The 20,753-nt window shown below is 70.4% G+C and carries 25 protein-coding genes and 1 tRNA gene; 9 read left to right on the top strand and 17 right to left on the bottom strand.

The features are described from left to right. From GQR16_RS07070 to GQR16_RS07080, 3 genes are all read left to right on the top strand, one after another. Complete coding sequence (locus GQR16_RS07070) at positions 1-504, top strand: nucleoside deaminase (RefSeq protein WP_246200607.1); 504 nt, start codon at positions 1-3, stop codon at positions 502-504. 63 nt (positions 505-567) lie between these two features. Beyond that, positions 568-1,173, top strand: coding sequence for a helix-turn-helix domain-containing protein (locus tag GQR16_RS07075; protein WP_157414448.1), 606 nt, complete (start codon positions 568-570; stop codon positions 1,171-1,173). Beyond that, positions 1,166-2,053, top strand: coding sequence for an EamA family transporter (locus tag GQR16_RS07080; protein ID WP_211373464.1), 888 nt, complete (start codon positions 1,166-1,168; stop codon positions 2,051-2,053). The genes GQR16_RS07075 and GQR16_RS07080 overlap by 8 nt, the downstream gene beginning before the upstream one ends. A 43-nt stretch (positions 2,054-2,096) precedes the next feature. Here the strand turns inward: GQR16_RS07080 and GQR16_RS07085 are convergent, their stop codons facing one another. From GQR16_RS07085 to GQR16_RS07095, 3 genes are all read right to left on the bottom strand, one after another. Further along, on the bottom strand, positions 2,097-2,366 hold the full coding sequence (locus GQR16_RS07085; RefSeq protein ID WP_157414449.1) for a hypothetical protein: 270 nt from the start codon (positions 2,364-2,366) through the stop codon (positions 2,097-2,099). Positions 2,367-2,410: 44 nt separating this feature from the next. Then, the gene (locus GQR16_RS07090) at positions 2,411-2,974 is read right to left on the bottom strand and encodes a Dps family protein (protein WP_157414450.1); all 564 of its coding nucleotides are present in this window, start codon (positions 2,972-2,974) and stop codon (positions 2,411-2,413) included. 183 nt (positions 2,975-3,157) lie between these two features. Further along, complete coding sequence (locus GQR16_RS07095; RefSeq protein ID WP_157414451.1) at positions 3,158-3,487, bottom strand: hypothetical protein; 330 nt, start codon at positions 3,485-3,487, stop codon at positions 3,158-3,160. 200 nt (positions 3,488-3,687) lie between these two features. Between GQR16_RS07095 and GQR16_RS07100 the strand changes: the two genes are divergently transcribed. Then, the gene (locus GQR16_RS07100) at positions 3,688-5,616 is read left to right on the top strand and encodes a bifunctional diguanylate cyclase/phosphodiesterase (protein WP_246200608.1); all 1,929 of its coding nucleotides are present in this window, start codon (positions 3,688-3,690) and stop codon (positions 5,614-5,616) included. Positions 5,617-5,649: 33 nt separating this feature from the next. Here the strand turns inward: GQR16_RS07100 and GQR16_RS07105 are convergent, their stop codons facing one another. Next, complete coding sequence (locus tag GQR16_RS07105) at positions 5,650-5,937, bottom strand: DUF7882 family protein (RefSeq protein ID WP_157414453.1); 288 nt, start codon at positions 5,935-5,937, stop codon at positions 5,650-5,652. Between the two features lie 40 nt (positions 5,938-5,977). On the opposite strand from GQR16_RS07105, the gene GQR16_RS07110 reads away from it, so the two are divergent. Then, positions 5,978-6,244, top strand: coding sequence for a hypothetical protein (locus tag GQR16_RS07110; protein WP_246200610.1), 267 nt, complete (start codon positions 5,978-5,980; stop codon positions 6,242-6,244). A 66-nt stretch (positions 6,245-6,310) separates the two neighbouring features. Here the strand turns inward: GQR16_RS07110 and GQR16_RS07115 are convergent, their stop codons facing one another. After that, positions 6,311-7,090 carry an EAL domain-containing protein gene (locus GQR16_RS07115; protein ID WP_170298433.1) on the bottom strand — a complete coding sequence of 260 codons (780 nt, stop codon included), beginning with the start codon at positions 7,088-7,090 and terminating at the stop codon, positions 6,311-6,313. Positions 7,091-7,244: 154 nt separating this feature from the next. Here GQR16_RS07115 and GQR16_RS07120 point away from each other — a divergent pair, with 154 nt between their 5' ends. Continuing rightward, positions 7,245-7,568, top strand: coding sequence for a DUF7882 family protein (locus tag GQR16_RS07120; protein WP_157414455.1), 324 nt, complete (start codon positions 7,245-7,247; stop codon positions 7,566-7,568). A 10-nt stretch (positions 7,569-7,578) separates the two neighbouring features. Here GQR16_RS07120 and GQR16_RS07125 read toward each other — a convergent pair whose 3' ends face one another. Further along, entirely contained in the window at positions 7,579-7,902 is a 324-nt protein-coding gene (locus GQR16_RS07125) for a DUF7882 family protein (protein ID WP_157414456.1), read from the bottom strand. 168 nt (positions 7,903-8,070) lie between these two features. Between GQR16_RS07125 and GQR16_RS07130 the strand changes: the two genes are divergently transcribed. After that, the gene (locus tag GQR16_RS07130) at positions 8,071-8,949 is read left to right on the top strand and encodes a serine/threonine-protein kinase (RefSeq protein WP_157414457.1); all 879 of its coding nucleotides are present in this window, start codon (positions 8,071-8,073) and stop codon (positions 8,947-8,949) included. Between the two features lie 31 nt (positions 8,950-8,980). On the opposite strand, the gene GQR16_RS07135 is transcribed toward GQR16_RS07130, so the two are convergent. From GQR16_RS07135 to GQR16_RS07145, 3 genes are all read right to left on the bottom strand, one after another. After that, entirely contained in the window at positions 8,981-10,429 is a 1,449-nt protein-coding gene (locus GQR16_RS07135; protein ID WP_157414458.1) for a diguanylate cyclase, read from the bottom strand. Beyond that, positions 10,426-11,238 (bottom strand): alpha/beta fold hydrolase, encoded by an 813-nt coding sequence (locus tag GQR16_RS07140; protein WP_157414459.1) that lies wholly within the window; start codon positions 11,236-11,238, stop codon positions 10,426-10,428. The genes GQR16_RS07135 and GQR16_RS07140 overlap by 4 nt, the downstream gene beginning before the upstream one ends. Positions 11,239-11,433: 195 nt before the next feature. Then, positions 11,434-11,507 (bottom strand) — tRNA-Pro (locus GQR16_RS07145). Between the two features lie 226 nt (positions 11,508-11,733). Between GQR16_RS07145 and GQR16_RS19575 the strand changes: the two genes are divergently transcribed. After that, positions 11,734-12,243: a hypothetical protein gene (locus tag GQR16_RS19575; RefSeq protein ID WP_170298434.1), complete on the top strand. Its 510-nt coding sequence runs from the start codon at positions 11,734-11,736 to the stop codon at positions 12,241-12,243. A gap of 146 nt (positions 12,244-12,389) precedes the next feature. Then, the gene (locus GQR16_RS07155) at positions 12,390-13,010 is read left to right on the top strand and encodes a GNAT family N-acetyltransferase (protein ID WP_157414461.1); all 621 of its coding nucleotides are present in this window, start codon (positions 12,390-12,392) and stop codon (positions 13,008-13,010) included. An 87-nt stretch (positions 13,011-13,097) separates the two neighbouring features. Here GQR16_RS07155 and der read toward each other — a convergent pair whose 3' ends face one another. From der to xerD, 8 genes are read right to left on the bottom strand one after another with little or no spacing between them, the layout of a single operon-like run. Then, positions 13,098-14,615 carry a ribosome biogenesis GTPase Der gene (gene der / locus GQR16_RS07160; protein ID WP_157414462.1) on the bottom strand — a complete coding sequence of 506 codons (1,518 nt, stop codon included), beginning with the start codon at positions 14,613-14,615 and terminating at the stop codon, positions 13,098-13,100. A 53-nt stretch (positions 14,616-14,668) separates the two neighbouring features. Beyond that, positions 14,669-15,352 (bottom strand): (d)CMP kinase, encoded by a 684-nt coding sequence (cmk, locus tag GQR16_RS07165; RefSeq protein WP_246200611.1) that lies wholly within the window; start codon positions 15,350-15,352, stop codon positions 14,669-14,671. Positions 15,353-15,354: 2 nt separating this feature from the next. Further along, positions 15,355-16,437, bottom strand: coding sequence for a prephenate dehydrogenase (locus tag GQR16_RS07170; protein ID WP_157414463.1), 1,083 nt, complete (start codon positions 16,435-16,437; stop codon positions 15,355-15,357). Beyond that, entirely contained in the window at positions 16,434-17,330 is an 897-nt protein-coding gene (locus tag GQR16_RS07175) for a pseudouridine synthase (RefSeq protein ID WP_157414464.1), read from the bottom strand. Before GQR16_RS07175 ends, GQR16_RS07170 begins: the two co-directional genes overlap by 4 nt. Beyond that, positions 17,323-18,048 (bottom strand): SMC-Scp complex subunit ScpB, encoded by a 726-nt coding sequence (scpB, locus tag GQR16_RS07180; protein WP_157414465.1) that lies wholly within the window; start codon positions 18,046-18,048, stop codon positions 17,323-17,325. The genes GQR16_RS07175 and scpB overlap by 8 nt, the downstream gene beginning before the upstream one ends. Then, on the bottom strand, positions 18,038-18,916 hold the full coding sequence (locus tag GQR16_RS07185) for a segregation and condensation protein A (RefSeq protein WP_246200613.1): 879 nt from the start codon (positions 18,914-18,916) through the stop codon (positions 18,038-18,040). Before GQR16_RS07185 ends, scpB begins: the two co-directional genes overlap by 11 nt. Further along, on the bottom strand, positions 18,900-19,787 hold the full coding sequence (locus GQR16_RS07190) for a ParA family protein (RefSeq protein ID WP_157414466.1): 888 nt from the start codon (positions 19,785-19,787) through the stop codon (positions 18,900-18,902). The genes GQR16_RS07185 and GQR16_RS07190 overlap by 17 nt, the downstream gene beginning before the upstream one ends. 55 nt (positions 19,788-19,842) lie before the next feature. Beyond that, positions 19,843-20,748, bottom strand: coding sequence for a site-specific tyrosine recombinase XerD (gene xerD / locus GQR16_RS07195; RefSeq protein WP_246200615.1), 906 nt, complete (start codon positions 20,746-20,748; stop codon positions 19,843-19,845). Between the last annotated feature and the right edge of the window lie 5 nt (positions 20,749-20,753).

The following is a 20,753-nucleotide window of genomic DNA, read 5'->3' on the forward strand; positions in this document are numbered from 1 at the left end:
GTGACCAGTGAACGCCCGGACCCCACGATCGTCTCCTCGGCCGACGAGGCGCACCTGCGGCACGCGATCGAGGTCGCCCGGCGATCGCGTGCCGAGGGCAACCACCCGTTCGGTGCCGTGCTCGTCGCACCCGACGCCACCGTGATCGAGGGCGCGAACTCGGTGGTCACCTCGGGTGACCCGACCGGCCACGCCGAGACCAACCTCGTGCGCCTGGCGAGTGCCCGCCTCGACGTCGAGCAGCTCGGCCGGAGCACGCTCTACACGAGCACCGAACCGTGCGCCATGTGCGCCGGGGCCGTCTACTGGTCGGGCATCGGGCGCGTGGTCTACGCGCTGCCCGAGCAGGGGCTCGCGGCCATGGTTCCGAGCCAGGACGGCGAGCCCACCATGGACCTGCCGTGCCGCGAGGTGTTCGCGCGCGGCGGCCGGACCGTGCACGTCGCAGGACCCGCGCTCGTCGCCGAGGCGGCCGAGGTGCACCGGGGGTTCTGGGACGCCTGAGCCTCGAGTCCCTCCCTGGCCGCCCCTGCCCGCATTGCACGATCGGTGCAGTATCCTGCACTGATGGATGCGAGTGCGGAGACCTTGGCCCGAGCCATCGGCGAGCGCGTGAAACACGAGCGACGTGCGCTCGGATGGACGCTCGACCGGCTCGCCGAGCACGCGGGCGTGAGCCGCCGCATGGTCGTCAGCGTCGAGCAGGGCACCGTCAACCCGAGCGTCGGCACACTGCTGCGCCTCAGCGACGCCCTCGGCGTCGGCCTTCCCGCACTCGTCGAGCCACCGGCATCCCGAGCATCGAAGCTGACGCGCAGCGGTGACGGCGCCGTGCTCTGGACCGGCGAGCGCGGCGGCCGCGGCATGCTCGTCGCCGGCACCGAGCCGCCCGACGTCGTCGAGCTGTGGGACTGGACCCTGCACCCGGGCGAACGCCACGAGAGCGAACCGCATTCGGCCGGAACGCGAGAACTGCTGCACCTGCTCGAAGGGGCGATCACCGTCGAGGTCGACGGGCAGACCCACGACCTCGTCGCCGGCGACGCCCTGGCGTTCCTCGGCGACACCGACCACTGGTACGCGAACACCTCGGCCGAGCCCGCGCGCTTCTCGCTCGCGGTCTTCGAACCCGGCGTCGGCGCCGGCCGTCGGAACGGGGAGCCCGATGCCTGAGCGCACCGCCCGCCCCGGCAGCACCGCCGTTCGCGTGCCGGCCTGGTCGATGGCCGTGACGGCGATGCTGCTGATCCAGCTCTCGAACGCGCTCTCGATCGGCGTGATCTCGTTCATCGGCCCGGCCGGCACCGCCTGGCTGCGCATGTGCTTCGGCGCCGTGTTCCTCCTCGCGATCGTGCGGCCGAAGCTCGGTTCGATCAGGGCTGCGGATGTCCCGATGCTGCTCGCCCTCGGCACCGTCACCGGATTCATGACGACGTTCTTCCTCTTCGCCGTCGAACGCATCCCGCTCGGCACCGCCGTCGCGATCGAGTTCCTCGGCCCGCTCACCGTCGCGGGGCTCGCGAGCAAGCGCCGGCGCGCACTCGTCTGGCCGCTGCTCGCCCTCATCGGCGTGGTGCTCCTCACCGAGCCCTGGCGCGGCGAGATCGACCTGATCGGGGTCGGCTTCGCGCTGCTCGCCGGCCTGTGCTGGGCGCTCTACAACGTGTTCACCCAGCTCATCGGCGATCGCTTCTCGGGCATCAGCGGGCTCGCCCTCACCATCCCGGTCGCCGCCGTGGTCACCGGTTTCCTCGGACTGCCGCAGGTGATCGGGGGCGATTTCACCTGGCTGATCCTGCTCGCGGCCGCCGGCATCGCGCTCATCACCCCGGTCACCTCGTTCGCACTCGAGATGCTCGCCCTGCGTCGCATGACGCACACCGCGTTCGGGACCCTGCTCGCGGTCGAACCCGCGTTCGGCATCGTCGTCGGCCTGCTCGTGCTGGGCCAGACACCCACCCTGATGCAGGTCGCCGGCATCTCGCTCGTGATCGCGGCGGGCGCGGCGGCCCAGCGCGGCGGCGCCCGAACACCCGAGCCCGTGCCGGAGTAGCGCCGGAGCGTCGGTAGAGTCCGTCGGGCCGTTCAGGCCTCCGTCAGTCGCTCGAACCCGGCGCCGGATCGGAGGGTTCGACGGTCGACGACGCGCGGCCCAGGAGTGCTTCGAAGTCGTCGTCGGCGACGACGATCCCGGCATCCCGCAGCCGTTGGCGGAGCAGCTCGCGAACCTGCACGTCCGGGCTGCGCGCGAGGTCGGCCCTGGTCTGCGCCACGATGCCCCCGAGCGCCTCATCGACCGTGCGGTCGTTTTGTTCCATGATCGGGGCGTCCAGCTCCTGGCCGGGGCCGTCGGCGTGCTCGGTCATCGCCGGTCCTCCCCTGTGCCGGCACGGGCCGGCCGGATGCGTGCTCATGACGTGCGCGCGACGCGGTTCTCGGCGCTGACCATCCACGCGTACTGCTCGAGCTTCTCGAGGATCGCGTGCAGGATGTCGGCGCTGGTGGGATCCTCCTCGTCGACCGCGTCGTGCACGTCGCGACAGGTCGAGACGGTCGCCTCGAGGCGTTCGGTGACCAGGTCGACGACTGCGGTCGTGTCGACCTCGCCGGACGGGAACTCGGGCAGCGACGTGGTCTCGGCGACCGTGTCGCTGCGCCCGTCGGGAAGCGCATGCAGTGCCCGCATCCGCTCGGCAACCGTGTCGCTGAACTCGCGCGCGGAATCGATGATCTCGTCGAGCTGCCGGTGGGTGTCGCGGAAGTTCGTGCCGACCACGTTCCAATGCGCCTGGTTGCCCTGGGAGGCGAGTTCGATGAGGTCGACGAGCACCCTCTGCAGGTTCTCGCTGAGCGCCTTGGACGCGGTGAATCCGCTCTCGGCGTTCTGCTCGTCGGTCAGGCCGGCCCCTCGGGCGGGACGACGCTTGTTGCGGGTGGCGGGTGAACTGCTCGAACCGCTCTGCTTCGTTGGCATGTCCCGAGGCTACGCAGCGCAGGAGGGTCCGTCACCGGGATTGCCCGCCGCATGGTCGTGTGCCATCCGGAGCCTCGATCACGCCGTGCGCGGCGGAGAGGATGCACGAATGGCCCGGAATCTCGATGAGATTCCGGGCCGCCCGTCTCGGTCCCCCCGGGTTCGCCGGTTGTCTGCCCCTTGTCAGCTCGGCGAAGTCGGTGTCAGCACACGATGGCGGTCCTGCATCGTGTGCGGCAGGTACACCTCGTCCCTGCGGTGGTCGTCCTTCCGGAACGTCTGGGCGTCGATGCGCGAGCTTCGGTGGGCTTCGCGCACCACCTCTGCTCTCGAGACGTGCCACGACGGCGCACCCCGGCGCCCGATCCAGACCGCTTCGAACCCTCCGGTCGCGACGCGTTCGACGTACGCGACGAGCCGCTGCGCCTCGCCTTCGGCGTACCGGGGATCGCACAACCGCCAGCACCCCCGTGCGAGCGGCTCCCAGACCAGCGCCTGTTCCTTCGTCAGCATGTCGACCTCCGAGTACATGATCCTCGCGCGCGCTCGCAGGCGTCGGCCCTTGACAATCCGCACCGGGCGTGCATCGGGCGGCGATGCATCACCCGGTCGTCCCCGCGCCGCCGGAGTCCGGGAGCCCTGAGGCCCGTCGGCGGGGGTGGAGTACGCTGTGCACGCCGGTAGACCCGAACCCGCCGGCAGACGGAGCACGCGTGGACCCGGCCGAACTCGCTCTGGACCCTGACGAGCTCCGCCGACTCGCCGAGTGCGCGAAGGAGCCGATCAGGACCCCCGGCTCGATCCAGGCCCATGGCACCCTCCTCGGCCTCGACCTCTCCGGGGTCATCTCGGTGGTGAGCGAGAACGCGAGCGACTGGCTGGGCCAGCGCGTGGGCGACATCGGCAACGAGGAGCTCGAGTTCGCGGTGCGCACCGGCCGGGCCGTCGACCCCGTCAGGATCGTGTGGCAGGGCGTCGAATCCGACGCGATCGTCCACCGCGCAGACGGCCTGACCATCGTCGAGATCGAGCCGCTGCCCGAAGGCGGCGAGTACGCCCGAACCGCGGTCGTCGGCGCGATCATTCGAGCCTCGCGCACGACGTCCGAGGCGGAGCTTCGCGAGACGGTCGCGGCGGAGATCCGCGAGATCACCGGATTCGACCGGGTCATGATCTACCGATTCCACGACGACGGCCACGGCGAGGTCGTGGCCGACGATCGCGCGGCGGATCTCGAGCCCTATCTCGGACTCCACTTCCCGGCCTCCGACATCCCGGTCCAGGCACGCGCGCTGTACCTCTCGAAGATCGGCCGCACCATCGCGAGCACCGAGGCCCCGGGCATCCCGCTCCTCTCCCTCGCCGACGACCCACGCAAGATCGACCTGTCCGATGCCGAGCTGCGGAGCGTCTCGCCGTATCACCTGCAGTACATGCGCAGCATGGGGCAGGCCTCCACGTTCTCGCTCTCGCTCGTCGAAGACGGCCGGCTCACCGGAATGATCACCTGCGCGGATCGCCGCGAGCGACGCCTGCCGGTGCTGCTGCGTCGTGCCCTCGAGGTGTTGGCCGGGCAGGTCGCGCTCCAGCTCACCTCGATGCGCGAGATCGCGAGGCTCCAGCACCTGGTCGACGTGCGCGCCAGGCGGGCCGAACTGCTGGCACCGCTCTACGCGTCCGACGACATCCACTCGGCCCTGCTCGGGGGCGCGGCCACCGTGCTCGATCTCGTGCCGGCCGACGGCGTCCTCGTCCGCATCGGCGGCACCTCGCGCATGCAGGGCGAGGTACCCCCGCTCACAGCCGTCGTGCGCGTGCTCGATCGGGTCGGCGGCGCCCCGTTCGCCTCCGAGTGCCTTCGCGCCGACCGGCCCGACCTCGCCGACCTGCTGCCCGGCGTCGCCGGCCTCCTGGTCGTGCCGCTCGCCGACACCGGTGACGCGCTGGTGTTCTTCCGCGGGGAGGTCGAGCATGAGATCGCCTGGCTCGGCGACCCCGGCGGCGGGAACCGACCCGACGGCCTCTCCCCCCGCACCTCGTTCGCCGCATGGAAGCGCACGGTCCGCGACCGCAGCGCGGCGTGGGGCACGGTGATCGACGAGACGGTCGAACTCGCGCATGAGCTCGAGATCGCCCTCCAGCGGCGCGCCGAGGCGAGACTGGCGGAACTCGCGATGCGAGACGCCCTCACCGGCCTGTACAACCGCCGATACCTCGTGGAACGCCTCGCGACGCGCGGTCCCGTGGGCGAGAGCGGCAAGGCCATGCTGTTCGTCGACCTCGACGACTTCAAGCAGGTGAACGACACGCACGGACACGACGCCGGCGATGCCGTCATCCTCGAGGTCGCGAGGCGCCTCGGCGAGTCCTCGCGGGAGCAGGACGACGTCGTGCGGCTCGGGGGCGACGAGTTCGTGGTGCTGCTCGACGGCGTGGTCGGCGAAGACGTCGAAGCGATCGCCGAGCGCCTCGTGCACTCCATCGCGCTGCCGATTTCGACGAAGCGCGGGTGGATCTCGGTCACCGCATCGTGCGGCGTGGTGATCGCCGATCCCGGTTCACCGCGCGGCGGACTCCTCGAGGCGGCCGACGCGGCGATGTACCGGGCCAAGCACGCCGGCCGCAACCGGATCTCGCTCTGAGCGATCGCGAGCCCGCGGTGCACGCCGCGGCCGCTACCTCGGCTCGGGCGTGATGCGCATCCCCGCGGCGGCGTTCGCGGAGTCGATCAGTTCTTCCAGCCACACCCGGTTGATGTCCCCGGGGGCTCCGTCGAACTCGAAACGTAGGGTGGACGACGGGTTGATCCACACCTGCTGGCGGCCCTCGCCCTCACGGTCGATCGACAGCGCGAACGCCTCCTTGCGGCGGAGCTTCGCGAGCACCACGAACTCGAGGTGCGCGAGCGTCCGATCGGGGATCGCGAAAGAGGCGGGCGGAGAGCCGTAGTGGAGGTGTCCCATCGGTTCCGATCATAGGGGTCGCTGGGGGTAACCTGAGCCGGTGACCCTTGTGCACCGACTGACCGTTGACGGCCGCGACTACTTCCTGCCCGATCCAGTGACCGAGCTGAAGCAGCAGGTCCTCGACGCGATCCGGGCCGGAGGCGGGTACGTCAACATCCCCCCGCTGCGCGGTGGCCCCGGCATCGACATCCTCTTCTCCCCGGGAATGCCGGTCACGTGGTCCCAGATCGATGTCGGAGGCGATCTGTCCGACCGTGACGACAACCGGGCGGGCGGCGGCACGGGCGACGAGATCGTCCTCTGACGCACGACGCGGCTGCTGCCGAGTGCGATCCGCGATCGAGCGGGGCAGCAGGACCCCGCTGAAGGTCTAGACCGCGGCCAGCAGCCGTTCGACGTCCGAGGCCGGAACAGCGGGCGAGAAGAAGAACCCCTGTCCGCGGTCGCAGCCCCATCCCTTCGCCCGGGCCACGTCCTGCGCCGTCTCGATCCCCTCGGCGACGACGACGGCGTGCCGCATCCGGGCCACGTCGATGGCTTCGATGGCCAGCGCGTCGGCCTCGGCGCCCGGCCTCCGCATGAGGGATCGGTCGATCTTCACCTCGGTGAAGGGCATGCGCCCGAGCGCCTCGATCGACGTGAAGCCGGATCCGAAGTCGTCGACGGAGACGCCGATGCCGGCGGCGATGAGCGCCTGCATGGTCTCGACCTCCTCGCACGTCTCGCTGAGCGCCGGCGTCTCGGTGATCTCGGCGGTGACGGTCCATTCGGGCAGGCCGAGCGCGCGGACGAACTCCACCATGGTCGTGGCGAACTCGGGACGCAGCTGCGACGGCGAGACGTTCACCGCGAGCCCGATCCGCCGGCCGCGTCGGTGCCAGTCGGCGACGCGGCGGCCAGCCTGGGCCAGGATGGTGCGACCGAGTTCGCCGATCAGCCCGGTGCGTTCGGCGACCGCGATGAACCGATCGGGCATCACCAGGCCGCGTTCGGGATGAAGCCATCGGGACAGCGCTTCGAACACCACGGGCCGCCCGGAGACGAGGTCGTACTCCGGCTGGAAGTACGGGACGAGCTCGCCCTTCCTGACGGCGCGCTGCAACTCCTCGGCCGAGTTCTCGGATGCACTGCTCGATGCGCGATCTTCCACCCGACCAGAATCCTCAAGTCGGGCTCCGCTCGCAAGGCCGCCCCGTTTCACAGCACCGGGGTGTATGGTGCGCCCCCGACGGACGGAGCCCGACGGGCGGAGCCCGACGGTCGGCGGTGCCGAGCGGAGGGCCGGAGCAGATATCCTTCCCGTGATGGGAACCCTCACGTACGACTCCAAACTGGTCGTCTCGTTCGACGATCGCGTGCTCGCCCACCTGCAGACGGTGATCTGGGCGAAGCTCCGCCGTGGCGAACCGTTCGCGTTCACCTGGACGGAGTCGGCATCGACCAGCGGGTTCGGACGCACCTCGGTGTGGTTGTCGCCGTCGATCCCGGTCGCGTTCGAGTACTTCGGCGGCCGCGCACCACGGCTGAACCCGGCTTGGGTGCAGGCGATGAACCGGTCGGCGAACTCCGCGGGCGGCTTGACCGTCGTGCCCGAGCCGACGGATTCCGGACCCGAACCCGGAGCATGAACCGGCTTCGCTATCCTTCCGGTGCCGGCGACGGCGTCGCATCGGGCTCCGGCACGAGCACGAGGCCAGCCGGCGAGTTCGCCGAACGCGCGAGCTCGCGAAGCCAGCGGGGGTTGAGCGGGATCTCGCGGCCATCGAAGAACTCGAAGACGATCGGGATGTCGGGCCCGAGCCAGACCGAGTTCCTCCCGCTGCCCTGATCGACCGAAACCTCCCAGGAGAACGCGAAGGACTCGCCTCGGCGGAGCTTGGAGTGGATCACGTTCCGGAGATGGGCGAGCGGCCGATCCTCGATCTCGACGGTCCGGATGAAGCGATAGGTCAGGATGCCCACTGCACCAGCATGCCATCCGCGGGGCGAGACCGCTGCACTCGTCGACGGAGGCGTACGATCCGACCCACTGGGCCCACCGTGCGTCACGGAAGGCGCCCTGATCATAGAGGCGGATCGCGATCGTGTACACCGCCTTCGCTTCGGCAGGCGGCGACCTAGGGTAGAGGAATGCAATCGGTCGATCCGAGCGCGCCCGCCCCGGCGCCCTCCGCCCCGCTGCTGCTCGATCGCTACCGCCCGCTGGCCCGCATCGGACGCGGTGGCATGGCGTTCGTGTTCCGAGGTCGCGACGAGTACCTGGGGCGCGACGTCGCCATCAAGGTGTTCAGCGGCGGCAACGAGCGGGACGTCGAGATGTACCGGTCCGAGCTTCGGATGCTCGCCGCGCTGAGCCATCACGGAGTAGTCTCCATCATCGATGCCGGCGTCGACACCTCCGCTCCCGAGGACCCGCGTCCGTTCCTCGTGATGCAGCTCGTGCGGGGAACCACCGTGTGGGAGCGGCTGGCGGAGCGGCCCCTCTCGGTGCGGGAGATCGGCGAGATCGGCTACGAGGTGTCCGAAACACTCGAGTACGTGCACGCCCAGGGCGTCATCCATCGGGACATCACGCCGTCCAACATCATGATCGTGAACTACGGAACGCCGCATTCGCGCGAGCGCGCGATGCTCACCGACTTCGGCATCGCCGTCGAGGTGGACGACGACGCCTTCCAGTCCGAGTCCGTCACGGGAACGGCCCCCTATCTGAGCCCCGAGCAGGTGCGCAATCAGCCCCTGGCAACGGCATCGGACATCTACTCGCTCGGCCTCGTGCTGCTCGAGTGCTTCACGCGCACGCGGGCGTTCCCGGGAGCGCACATCCCCTCGGCGATAGCGCGCCTCGCCGGACCGCCCGAGATGCCGTCCGAACTCGTCCCCGAGCCGTGGCGGTCGCTGCTGCAGCGGATGACGGCGACCGAGCCCGAACGTCGCCCGACGGCGGCCGAACTCGGCACGGAGATCCGGCAGGCTCTGCGTGACCTCCGCCCTCGGCCGCGCTCGTGATCGCCGCCTGAGCGCGACGAGCCCGGTGGCGTCAGAGCACGACGACGGTCGTCACGTCCTTGCCCGCGTGCTTCGACCGGAACATCGCCGCGTCCGCAGCGGCGAAGAGGTCGGCCGCCGCCGGCGCGGAGCCGGCGCCGTCGTGGACCGCGACCCCGATGCTGGCCGAGATCGAGAAGTCGTCGAGAACCCCGGTGAGCGGGAGGTTGATCGCGCCGCGGAGGCGATCGGCGACCGCCTCCGCCGATGCTGCCGTGGTGTTCTCGCAGATGATCATGAACTCGTCGCCGCCGAAGCGGCCCGCCACGTCGCCAGGGCGGATCGTGCTCCGGAGCCGGTCGGCGATCTCCCTGAGCACGGCGTCACCGGCCATGTGCCCCATCCGGTCGTTCACCGCCTTGAACCCGTCGAGGTCGAGCACGACCAGCGCAGTGGGGCCGGACTCGCGTCGTGCTGCGGCGAGCACCTCGCCCAACCGGGTCTTCAGCAACTGGCGATTGGCCAGTCCGGTGAGTTGGTCGTAGAGCGCCATCCGCTCGAGACGGGACTGCAGCCGGATGCGGGCCAGGGCCTCCGACGCCTGTCGGGCGATCGCCTCATGCAGCGCGATCGCCTCGGCGTCGAAGGTGCGCTCGCGGCCGAACGCGCTGAGCACCACACCCGAGGCGGTTCCTGCGGACGGGAGCGGAGTGGCCGTCAGCGTCTCGAACCGGGCTTCCTTCATCGCCTGCGCCGCGGTCGGCATGCCGTCGCGGATCCCCGAGCGCGACCACACGAGCACGCGTCCCGATCGAAGCGCCTCGGCTCCCGGCCCGTCGTCGGGCTCGACGTCGTCGGCGACCCCGATCGGGTGCGCTCCTGCGACGAGTTCGAGTCGGCCCGACTCGTCGGCGAGGTACACCGCGGCAGCCGTGGCCGCGAAGGCCTCCTGCATGCTGCCGGCGAGGGCCTCGGCGAACGCGGCCTCCGACGCGCTCGCCAGGAACGCAGCCGACGCACGCTGGAGCACGCGAACGCGTTCCTCGGATGTCTCGGCCCGCCTTCGGGCGTTGAGCAGGTCGAGCTCGTAGTCCTGGCGGGAGGTCGCGTCGAAGATCGCCGACCGGATGAGGCCCGGTCCGCCGTCGGCCGCCTCGACCACGACGGAGTTCACGAGGGTCGGCAGGGTCGTGCCGTCGGCCCGGCGGACGGGCAGGGCGACCTCCTTGACGGAGCCTTCGAGCCGAAGCACGGGAAGGTATCGAGTCTCGGCGAAGATCCGGCCACCCGGGGTGAGCAGGTCGGCGAAGGACGAACCGACGAGCTGATCGACCGAGTAGCCCGTCCACTCGAGGAAGGTCGAGTTGACGCGCAGGATCGTGCCGTCGGAGGCCGTGGACAGGTGCCCGCACGGCGCATGCTCGTACAGGTCCTCGAACGAGGACTCGACGGCCGGCGGTCCGATCTCACCGTGGGCCCGACGCCCCGCGGCATCCGTCATCGGAGGAAGTCCGTGATGGCCGCGACCACCTCGTCGGGGCTCGAGAGGTTCGGGCAATGCCCGGTTGCAGCGAGCTGGACGAGTCGGCTGCCGGGGATCTCGCGGTGGACGAACTCGCCGACTGCCCTCGGGGCGATGATGTCGTCGCTGCACTGCAGGATCAGGGTCGGGCTCACCACGGCCCTGAGGTCTTCGCGGTTGTCTGAAGTGAAAGTCACGCGGGCGAAGTGCCTGGCGATGGCCGGGTCGACGCTGCAGAAGCTGGCTGTGAGCTCGTCGCCGAGCTCGGGCACGTCCGGATTGCCCATGATCGCGGGAGCGAGTTCGGACGACCATCCGAGGTAGTTCGCGTCGAGCGCGTCGAGCAGTCCGTCGATGTCCGCCTGCGAGAAACCACCCCGGTATCCGGGCTCGTCGATGTAGCGGGGGGACGGGCCCACGAGAACCAGTGCGCCGAAGCGCTGGGGGCGGCTCGTGGCCGCCAGCACCCCGACCATCGCGCTCACCGAATGACCGACGTAGACCGTGTCATGGAGGTCGAGGGCGTCGAGGATCTCCAGCACGTCGTCGGCATAGCCGTGGAGCGAGTCGTACCGCGAACGATCGTACGCGCGAAGGTCGGAACCGCCCGCGCCCACGTGATCGAACAGCACGACGAGGTGGTCGCGCTCGAACGCGGGGGCGACGAGCCGCCACATCTCCTGGCTGCATCCGAACCCGTGCGCGAACACGATGGGACGACCGTCCGGCTTGCCCGAGATCTTCACATTGTTGCGATGCAGCACATCGACTTCACCTGATGATGCCATCGCCACGGCGCCTCCAGACGCGAGTCTCCGATCGTTCCGACGACGTCGGACCCGAGCATGCCAGCCCAGCCTAGTCGCCGGGCCTCGAGCGTCGAGCGGAACCGATCGCCTCGAAGGCGGCGGCTGTCGCCCCGACCCGGGAAACGGAAAAAGCCCCGGTGAGAAATAGCTTCTCACCGGGACTTTTTCTCTCGGTCGGGCTGACAGGATTTGAACCTGCGACCCCTTGACCCCCAGTCAAGTGCGCTACCAAGCTGCGCCACAGCCCGATGCTCCGGCGAACCCGCCGAGGCAACTTGTCAATCATAGCGCCATCCGAAGAGCGGTTTTGACCATTCGCGTCGTCGTCGCGCCCGTGCGGATGACGATCGACGGTCCGACCAGCACATAACCGATTCATAGCCGATTCCCCTAGGCTCGACGAGTCGCGGTCTTCGACGGCGACGTGGCCCGCATCGCGGGATCCATCCCAGCCCGTCCCTCCGAAGGAATCTCGTGTCGAACAACGCCACCGCTCCCAAGCAGTCCACGCTCAACCTCCCGCTCATCCTGCTCTGGGCCGTCGCAGTGATCGTGACCGCCCTCGGCGCGTACCTCCTCCTCGCCGGCAACGCCGCGCAGGTCGCGTTCTACACCGCGCAGGGTTCCGAGTACGCCCTGTACCTCGCGAACATCTCGCAGTCCACGATCGGCGGCCTGCTCCTCGCCGCCGGCGTCGTCGGCATCCTGCTCGCGCTCGCAACGCAGGCCCGCAACCGTGCCGCGGCGATCCAGGCGCAGGCTGCTGCCGCCGAGTTCGACGCCGTGTTCGGCGACATCGACGACGAGGACTTCGACGAGATCGACGAGATCGAGATCCTCGAGGCGGATGCCGCGGCGGCACCCGTGACCGCAGACGCGCCCGCCGTGGCCGACGCTCCGACCCCCGAGGCACCGGCAGCCCCTGCCGCTCCGGCCGCTCCCGAGGCGCCCGAAGCTCCCGAGGCTCCGAAGGCCGCCAACTAACCAGGCTGCTTCGTCCGAAGGGCGGCGACCAACTCGTGGTCGCCGCCCTTCGGCGTATCCGGCTCTCGCCCCGCAAGGGGCCCCTCGAGCCCCTTGCACTTCGATGAGGGCTTCGGATGTCGCACCCACTCGCTATCGTGGCCCGCATGCGCAGCGTGGCGAGTCCCGAGTCCCCGACGACCGATCTGCGGATCGTCCCCGCCCAGACGGTGCCCTTCGCCGATGTCGAGGCGGTGTTCGGCACGAAGGGCGACCCGGCGACCTGCTGGTGCCAGTGGTACAAGATCCCGGGCAGCGACTGGCGCGACGACCCCGCCGAGCTCGCCGCGAAGCTCGAGCGGCAGATCACGACGGCCGAGCACGGCGGCCCGGGGCTCGTCGCCTACGACGGCGAGACGCCCGTGGGCTGGTGCGCGGTCGAGCCGCGACCTGCGCTCCCCCGCCTGAAGAGCAAGCGCATCGTGACCAAGGGCAGCTCGGAGCCGCAGTTCGACGACGAATCGGTCTGGGCGGTCACCTGCTTCGTCGTGCCCAGGGCGCACCGCAAGCGCGGTGTCGGCGGGGCCCTGGCCGAGGCCGCCGTCGCGTACGCGCGCGAGCAGGGCGCACGGGTGCTCGAGGCCTACGGCGTCGACCCCTCGGCGCGAGCGAAGGTTCCGGCCGCCGACCTCTTCCCGGGCACCGTCTCGATGTTCGAGCGCGCCGGGTTCACCGAAGTGGCGCGGCCGACCCCGAGCCGCGCGGTCATGCAGGTGCGGTTCGACTGAGGCGGTCGCACCCGTCGCAGACGAGATCGGCCGCGCACCGGCATCCGAAGATCCCGATGCGCGGCCGAAACGACGAACGCGAGCCGACTACCGCTGGCGCTTCTCGCGCACGCGCATGTTGACGACGATCGGCGAGCCCTCGAAGCCGTAGATCTCGCGCAGGCGCCGCTGGATGAACCGGCGGTAGCCCGGGTCGAGGAACCCGGTCGTGAAGAGCACGAATGTCGGCGGACGGCTCGCGGCCTGCGTGCCGAACAGGATGCGCGGCTGCTTTCCGCCGCGCAGGGGGTGCGGCGTCTGCTGCGTGAGCTCGGTGAGGAACGCGTTGAACTTGCCCGTCGCGATGCGGGTGTCCCACGACTCGAGAGCGGTCTCGAGGGCGGGCACGAGCTTCTCGAGGTGACGGCCGGTGCGCGCCGAGATGTTCACGCGAGGCGCCCACGCCACGTGGTGCAGGTCCTTCTCGATCTCGCGCTCGAGGTAGCGACGACGGTCGTCGTCGAGCAGGTCCCACTTGTTGTAGGCGAGCACGAGCGCACGGCCCGATTCGAGCACGAGGTCGATGATGCGCACGTCCTGCTCCGAGATCGGCTGCGAGACGTCGAGGAGCACGACGGCGACCTCGGCCTTCTCGAGCGCGGCCTGGGTGCGCAGCGACGCGTAGAAGTCGGCCCCCTGCTGCAGGTGCACGCGACGACGGATGCCGGCGGTGTCGACGAAGCGCCAGATCTTGCCGCCGAGCTCGATCTGCTCATCGACGGGGTCGCGGGTCGTGCCCGCGAGCTCGTTGACGACGACGCGCTCTTCACCGGCGGCCTTGTTCAGCAGCGAGCTCTTGCCGACGTTCGGGCGACCGAGGATCGCGACGCGACGGGGTCCGCCGAACTCGTCCTTCGCCACGGCCGACACGAGCGGCAGCACCTTGAAGACGGCTTCGAGCATGTCGGCGACACCACGGCCGTGCAGTGCCGAGACGGGGTGCGGTTCGCCGAGGCCGAGGTTCCAGAGCGCGGCGGCCTCGGACTCCTGACGGGCGTCGTCGACCTTGTTGGCCACCAGGAAGACGGGCTTCTTGGTCTTGCGCAGCAGGCGCACGACGTGCTCGTCGGTCGCGGTCGCGCCGACGGTGGCGTCGACGACGAAGAGCACGACGTCGCAGAGGTCGATCGCGACCTCGGCCTGCAGGGCCACGGAGGCGTCGATGCCCTTGGCGTCGGGCTCCCAGCCGCCGGTGTCGACGAGCGTGAAGCGGCGGTCGAGCCATTCGCCCTTGTACGCCACCCGGTCGCGGGTGACGCCGGGCGTGTCTTCGACGACGGCCTCGCGACGGCCGAGGATGCGGTTGACGAGCGCCGACTTGCCGACGTTCGGGCGGCCCACGATGGCGATCACCGGCAGGGCCGGGAGGTAGCGGATGCCGTCTTCGCCCTCTTCGGAGTGCTCGAGCACCTCGAGGTCGTCGTCGTCGAGGTTGTAGTCGGACAGCCCCGAGCGCAACGCTGCCGCGCGCTGCTCGGCGAGCTCGTCGTCGACGTCGGCGAGGCGGTCGGCGAGCCGGTCGTCGACGACGGACGCGTCGTCGTACTCGTCGCGCTGGTCGGTCATGGGTGTCTCCTCAAGTCTTCGGGCGCGTCTGATCGAGATGCGCCCCGCTCTATTCAATCAGTGACTGGCTGTGTGAACCTGATGACGTCGATCACGGCCTCGACGGTCTGCTCGAAATCGAGCTCCGTCGAGTCGACCGTGGTGACGCCCTCGGCCGCGGTCATGAAGTCGACGACCTTCGAGTCGGCCTCGTCGCGCTTGCGCAGTTCGTCGCCGACGGCGGCGGTCACCGAGCCGACGAGCTCGGCCGAGCGCCGCGAGGCGCGCACCTCGGGCGAGGCGGTCAACAGGATCCGCACGGGGGCGTCGGGGGCGACGACGGTCGTGATGTCGCGGCCCTCGACGACGACGCCGGGCCGCGGCTCGGCGGCCATGAGGCTGCGGAACAGCTCGATGAGGTGCGCGCGCACCTCGGGCACGCGCGCCACGCGGCTGACGACCGCCGAGATCGCGGGGTCGCGGATGGCCGAGGTCACGTCGACGTCGCCCACGTGCACGGCGTAGCCGGCCGGGTCGGTGCCGATGCGGTAGTCGAAGCTCGCGAGCGACGAGACGACGGATGCCGCGTCATCCGTGTCGATGCCCGAGGCCTGCACGTGCCAGGCGAGCGCCCGATACGCGGCCCCCGTGTCGAGGAAGCCGAAGCCAAGTCGCTTGGCGACCTCCTTCGACACGCTCGACTTGCCGCTGCCGGCGGGGCCGTCGATCGCGACGACGACGGGAATGATCGGGGACACGTTCAGCCTGCAATCCGCCAGCCGCGCGCGGCCAGCTCATCGGTGAGGCGCTCCTGCACCTCGGGGAGCACGAAGATCTCGGCGAGGCCGACCTGGGCGCCCGGCGAGTGCTCGAGGCGGAGGTCCTCGAGGTTGACGCCGGCATCGCCGACGTCGTTGAAGAGCCGGGCGAGCTGACCGGGTCGGTCGTCGACCATGACGATGAGGCTCGCGTACCGGCGGTCGACGCCGTGCTTGCCGGGCAGACGTTCGACGCCCGTGTTGCCGCCGAAGAGCTCCTCGGCGATGCGCCGCCGGGCGCCGGGCGCCTCGAGGTCGACGAGGGCGTCGATGAAGCGGTCGAGGTCGTCGCGGTAACCGCGCAGGATCTCGATGACGGGCGCGGAGTTCTGCCCGAGGATCTGCACCCAGAGCTCGGGGTCGCTCGCGGCGACGCGCGTGACGTCGCGGATGCCCTGGCCCGCGAGGTTCACCGATGCGTGCGGCGCGTCGATCAGCCGACGCGCCATGAGCGTGGAGACGACCTGCGGCACGTGCGACACGAGCGCGACCGCCCGGTCGTGCTGCTCGGGGGTCAGCTCGACGAGCGTGGCGCCGAGATCGAGGATCAGGTCGTCGATGACCGATGCGTCGCGGTACGAGATGCCCTCGTGCGCCGCGACGACCCACGGGCGTCCGACGAAGAGGTCGGCGCGGCCCGACATGGGGCCGCCGAGCTCGCGTCCGGCCATGGGGTGAGTGCCGAGGTAGCGCGAGAGGTCGGCGCCGCGCGCCACGAGGTCGTCGTAGATGGCGAGCTTCACGCTCGCGACATCCGTCACGATCGCCGTCGGGTTGGCCGCGAGTTCGGATGCCACGACATCGGCCGTGACGTCGGGCGGCACGCACACGACCACGAGCTGCGGCACGTCGCCGGGCGCGGCGGGGCGGCCCGCGCCGTAGTCGGCCGCGATCGCGAGATGCGTGGGCGACGCATCGGCCAGGATCACCTCGACGCCCTTCGCCCGCAGTCCGAGCCCGATGCTCGCGCCGAGCAGGCCGACGCCGACGATCCGCACCGGGCCCGTCAGGCGCGCTTCGCTCACGACTCCCCCTCGTCGGCGGAATCGGCGGCGGAGTCCGAGGCCGCGCTGTCGTCGGCGGAGTCCGCGGACGAACCGGATGCCGCATCGCCGCGCCCGCGGGCGGCATCCGCCTCTCGCGAGATGGTCAGGAGCAGGCCGCGCTCGCTGTCGGTCAACTCGCGCATGACGCCGACGCGGAGCGTGCCGAGGTGCAGCGGGCCGAAGCTGCGGCGCACGAGCTCGACGACCGGGTGCCCGACCTCGGCCATCATGCGGCGCACGATGCGGTTGCGACCCGAGTGCAGCGTGAGCTCGACGATCGAGTGCCGGTCGTCGCCCTGGTGCTGGCGGATCTTCGCACGATCGACCTTGATCGGGCCGTCTTCGAGCTCGATGCCCTGCTTCAGCTTCTGCAGCGTCTGCGGCGACACCCGGCCCTGCACCTTGGCGATGTACGTCTTCTCGACGCCGAACGAGGGATGCGCGAGCACGTGCGCGAGGTCGCCGTCGTTCGTGAGCAGCAGGAGGCCGCTCGTGTCGCCGTCGAGGCGACCGACGTTGTAGACGCGCTCCTCGAGCTCGTCGGTGAACTCGCGCAGGTCGGGGCGGCCCTTCTCGTCGCGCATCGACGAGACGACGCCGCGCGGCTTGTTGAGCATGTAGTAGCGCTTGCCGGGGTCGAGCTGCACCGCGACGCCGTCGACGGCGACGAGGTCGTTGTCGGGGTCGATGCGACGCCCGAGCTCGGTCACCACGACGCCGTTGACCTCGATGCGGCCTTCGACGATGTACTGCTCGACCACGCGGCGGCTCGCGACGCCCGCGGCGGCGAGCACCTTCTGCAGGCGCACGCCCTCGGGTTCGGTGAACCAGCCGGCGGCCGCCTGGCCGTCGCTGCCGTTCTTCTCAGTCACGTTCGAATCCTTCCTGACCGTCGTCGAGCAACGGGGAGATGTGGGGCAACTCGTCGATGGAGTTGATGCCGAGGTTGGTGAGCAGCAGCTCGGTCGTGCCGTAGAGGAGGGCGCCCGTCTCGGCGTCCGTGTCGATCTCGGTGATGAGGCCGCGGCCGAGCAGCGTGCGCACGACCGAGTCGACGTTCACGGCACGGATCGACGCGATCTGCGAACGCGAGATCGGCTGCTTGTACGCGATCACCGAGAGCGTCTCCAACGCCGCCTGCGAAAGTCTCGTCGACGTCTGCGCGATCACGAAATCCGACACGAGCGCGTCGTACTCGCTGCGCACGTAGAACCGCCATCCGCCGCCCACCTCGCGCAGCTCGAATCCGCGCCGGATGCCGCGTGCCGCATCGTTCGCGTCGGCCACATCGGTGCGGGGCTCGCCCGACACTCCCGTGCCGTCGTAGTCGGCACGCAGGCGTGCGATTCCCGCACGCACCTCGGCCACCGGACGCTGCACGGCCGCCGCGAGGTGCACGACGCTCTGCGGCTCGTCGGCGATGAACAGGATCGCCTCGAGGGCGCGATCGAGGTCGAGGTGCGGCTGGCCGGGCACGTCGAGCGGCGTGACCACCGAGAGCTCGGGTCCGTCGGTCGGCTCGGCGCGACCCTCGTCGACGACGTCCGCCGCGGCATCCGTCTCGTCGATCTCGTCGATCTCATTCGTCATAGTCGGCCCCCAGGGCTTCGAGGTTGGCGTCGGACCACGTCTCGGCGGCCCAGTGCAGCGTGAGTTCGCCGAGCGGCTCGACCTGGTCGAAGCCGATCGCCGCGTGACGGTAGAGCTCGAGCACCGCGAGGAACCGGGCCACGACGACGCCCGTCTGCGAGACGCCGGCGATCAGCTGGCGGAAGCTCACGGGTTCACCGCGCCGCAGCACCGCGACGACGTGCGCCGCCTGCTCGCGGATCGACACGAGCGGCGCGTGCAGGTGCGTGAGGCCGACGGTCGGGATCTCCCGCGGCGCGAGCGCGAGGGCGGCGAGCGCCGCGAAGTCGTCGGCGCTGAGCGTCCACCGCAGCTCTGGCGCACGCTGGCGGAACCGGTCCTCGAGACGAACGGTGCGCGCGTGCCGCAGCCCTTCGGCGTCGAGGTTCGACTGGAACCACCGCGCGACCTCCTTGAAGGCGCGGTACTGCAGCAGCCGCGCGAAGAGCAGGTCGCGGGCCTCGAGCAGCGCGACGTCCTCGGCGTCGACGAGCTCGCCCTGCGGCAGCAGGCCGACGACCTTCAGGTCGAGCAGGGTCGCAGCGACCACGAGGAACTCCGACGCGCGGTCGAGCTCGTCAGCCGAGTCGACGCCGCGCAGGTACGAGATGAACTCGTCGGTCACCGCCGAGAGCGACACCTCGGTGATGTCCATCTCGTGCTTGGCGATGAGCGAGAGCAGCAGGTCGAACGGGCCCTCGAAGTTCGTGAGGGCGACCCGGAACCCGCCCTCGGCACCGGTCGCTCCCCCGGCCTCGTTCGACGGCTCGGCGTCGCCGACCGGCGCCTGCTCCCCCGAGACCGGAACGGCCTCAGGCGACCGCGCCACGGAAGACCAGCTCCCTCGCGAGCTGCCGGTACGACTTCGACGCCTGGTGATCCGGCGCGAACTGCGTGATGGGCGTCGCCGCGACCGTCGCGTCGGGGAACTTCACGGTGCGCGTGATGACCGTCTCGAGCACGTCGTCGCCGAACGCGTCGACGACCCGCTCGAGCACCTCGCGCGAGTGCAGCGTGCGGGAGTCGTACATGGTCGCGAGGATGCCGTCGAGCGTGATCGCCGGGTTCAGCCGGTCGCGCACCTTGTCGATGGTCTCGATGAGCAGCGCGACGCCGCGCAGCGCGAAGAACTCGCACTCGAGCGGAATGACGACGCCGTGCGCGGCCGTGAGCGCGTTCACCGTGAGGAGCCCGAGCGAGGGCTGGCAGTCGATGAGGATCACGTCGTACTCGGAGGAGACCTTGCGCAGCACGCCCGCGAGGATCTGCTCGCGCGCGACCTCGTTGACGAGGTTGATCTCGGCGGCCGACAGGTCGATGTTGCCCGGGATCACGTCGAGGCCCTCGACACTGGTGTTCTGGATCGCGTCGTTCGGGTCGATCGACCGCGAGAGCAGCAGGTCGTAGATCGTGGGCACGTCGTGCGTCTGCACGCCGAGCCCCGCCGACAGCGCGCCCTGCGGGTCGAAGTCGATCGCGAGCACGCGGCGCCCGTACTCGGCGAGCGTGGCGCCGAGGTTGATCGTCGTCGTCGTCTTGCCGACGCCGCCCTTCTGATTGCAGAGGGCGATGATGCGGGCCGGACCGTGCGAACGCAGCGGCTTCGGCTCGGGGAACTCGCGGTGGGGGCGACCGGTCGGACCGAGATCCTGCGTCAGCGAACCGATGCCGTTCGCCGGATCGTGCGTCTGCTGGGTCACGTGTGGTCTCTCTTCCGCCTGCCGGCCCCTCGTCGGGCGAGTTGCTTGGTCGATTCTAGCGAGCGCGCGGGTGGGCTGACGTGTACATCTCCCGGAGTGTGTCAGCCGTGACGAGCGTGTAGACCTGGGTCGTCGCGACCGACGAGTGCCCCAGCAGCTCCTGCACGACGCGGACATCGGCGCCGCCCTCGAGCAGGTGCGTCGCGAACGAGTGCCGCAGGGTGTGCGGTGAGACGGATGCCGCGAGCCCCGCCCGCTCTGCGGCACCGTGGATCGCCTCCCACGCGGCCTGCCGCGACATCCGTCGCCCGCGCATGCCGAGGAACAGCGCCGGGGTCGCCGTACCCCGCGCCGACAGGAGCGGACGTGCGCGCACGAGGTACACGTCGATCGCGCGCCTGGCGTAGGAGCCGAGCGGCACGATGCGCTGCTTGCCGCCCTTGCCGAACAGCCGGACGACCTCCTCGTCGACGAGGTCGTCGACGTTGAGCCCGATCGCCTCCGACACGCGGGCGCCGGTGCCGTAGAGCACCTCGAGCAGCGCGGCGTCGCGCAGCCGGTCGACCTCCTCGCCCGACGCGGCCGCGATGAGCGCCTCGACATCGGCGACCGAGATCGCCTTGGGCAGCCGCATCGGCAGCTTCGGCGGTCGCAGCTCCCGGGAGACGTCGGCCGGGAGGGTGCCCTCGTCGGCCAGGAACCGGTGCAGTCCCCGCACCGAGGAGAGCACGCGCGCGATCGACGAGGTGGCGAGCGTCGGCACGCGCTCGGCGCCGAGGAACCTGATGAAGTCGGAGAGATCCTGCTCGGCGACCGCACCCGGACCGTCGAATCCGCGCGCCTCGAGCCAGCCCGTGTAGATCGCGAGGTCGCGGCGGTACGAGGTGATCGAGTTGCGGGCGAGACCGCGCTCGACCGTGAGGTGCCTGAGGTAGGCGTCGACCTCCGGTTGCGCGGTCACCGCTC

Origin of the sequence: Agromyces allii (genome assembly GCF_009749385.1) — a bacterium.
In the GTDB taxonomy this organism is placed as follows: Bacteria; Actinomycetota; Actinomycetes; order Actinomycetales; family Microbacteriaceae; genus Agromyces; species Agromyces allii.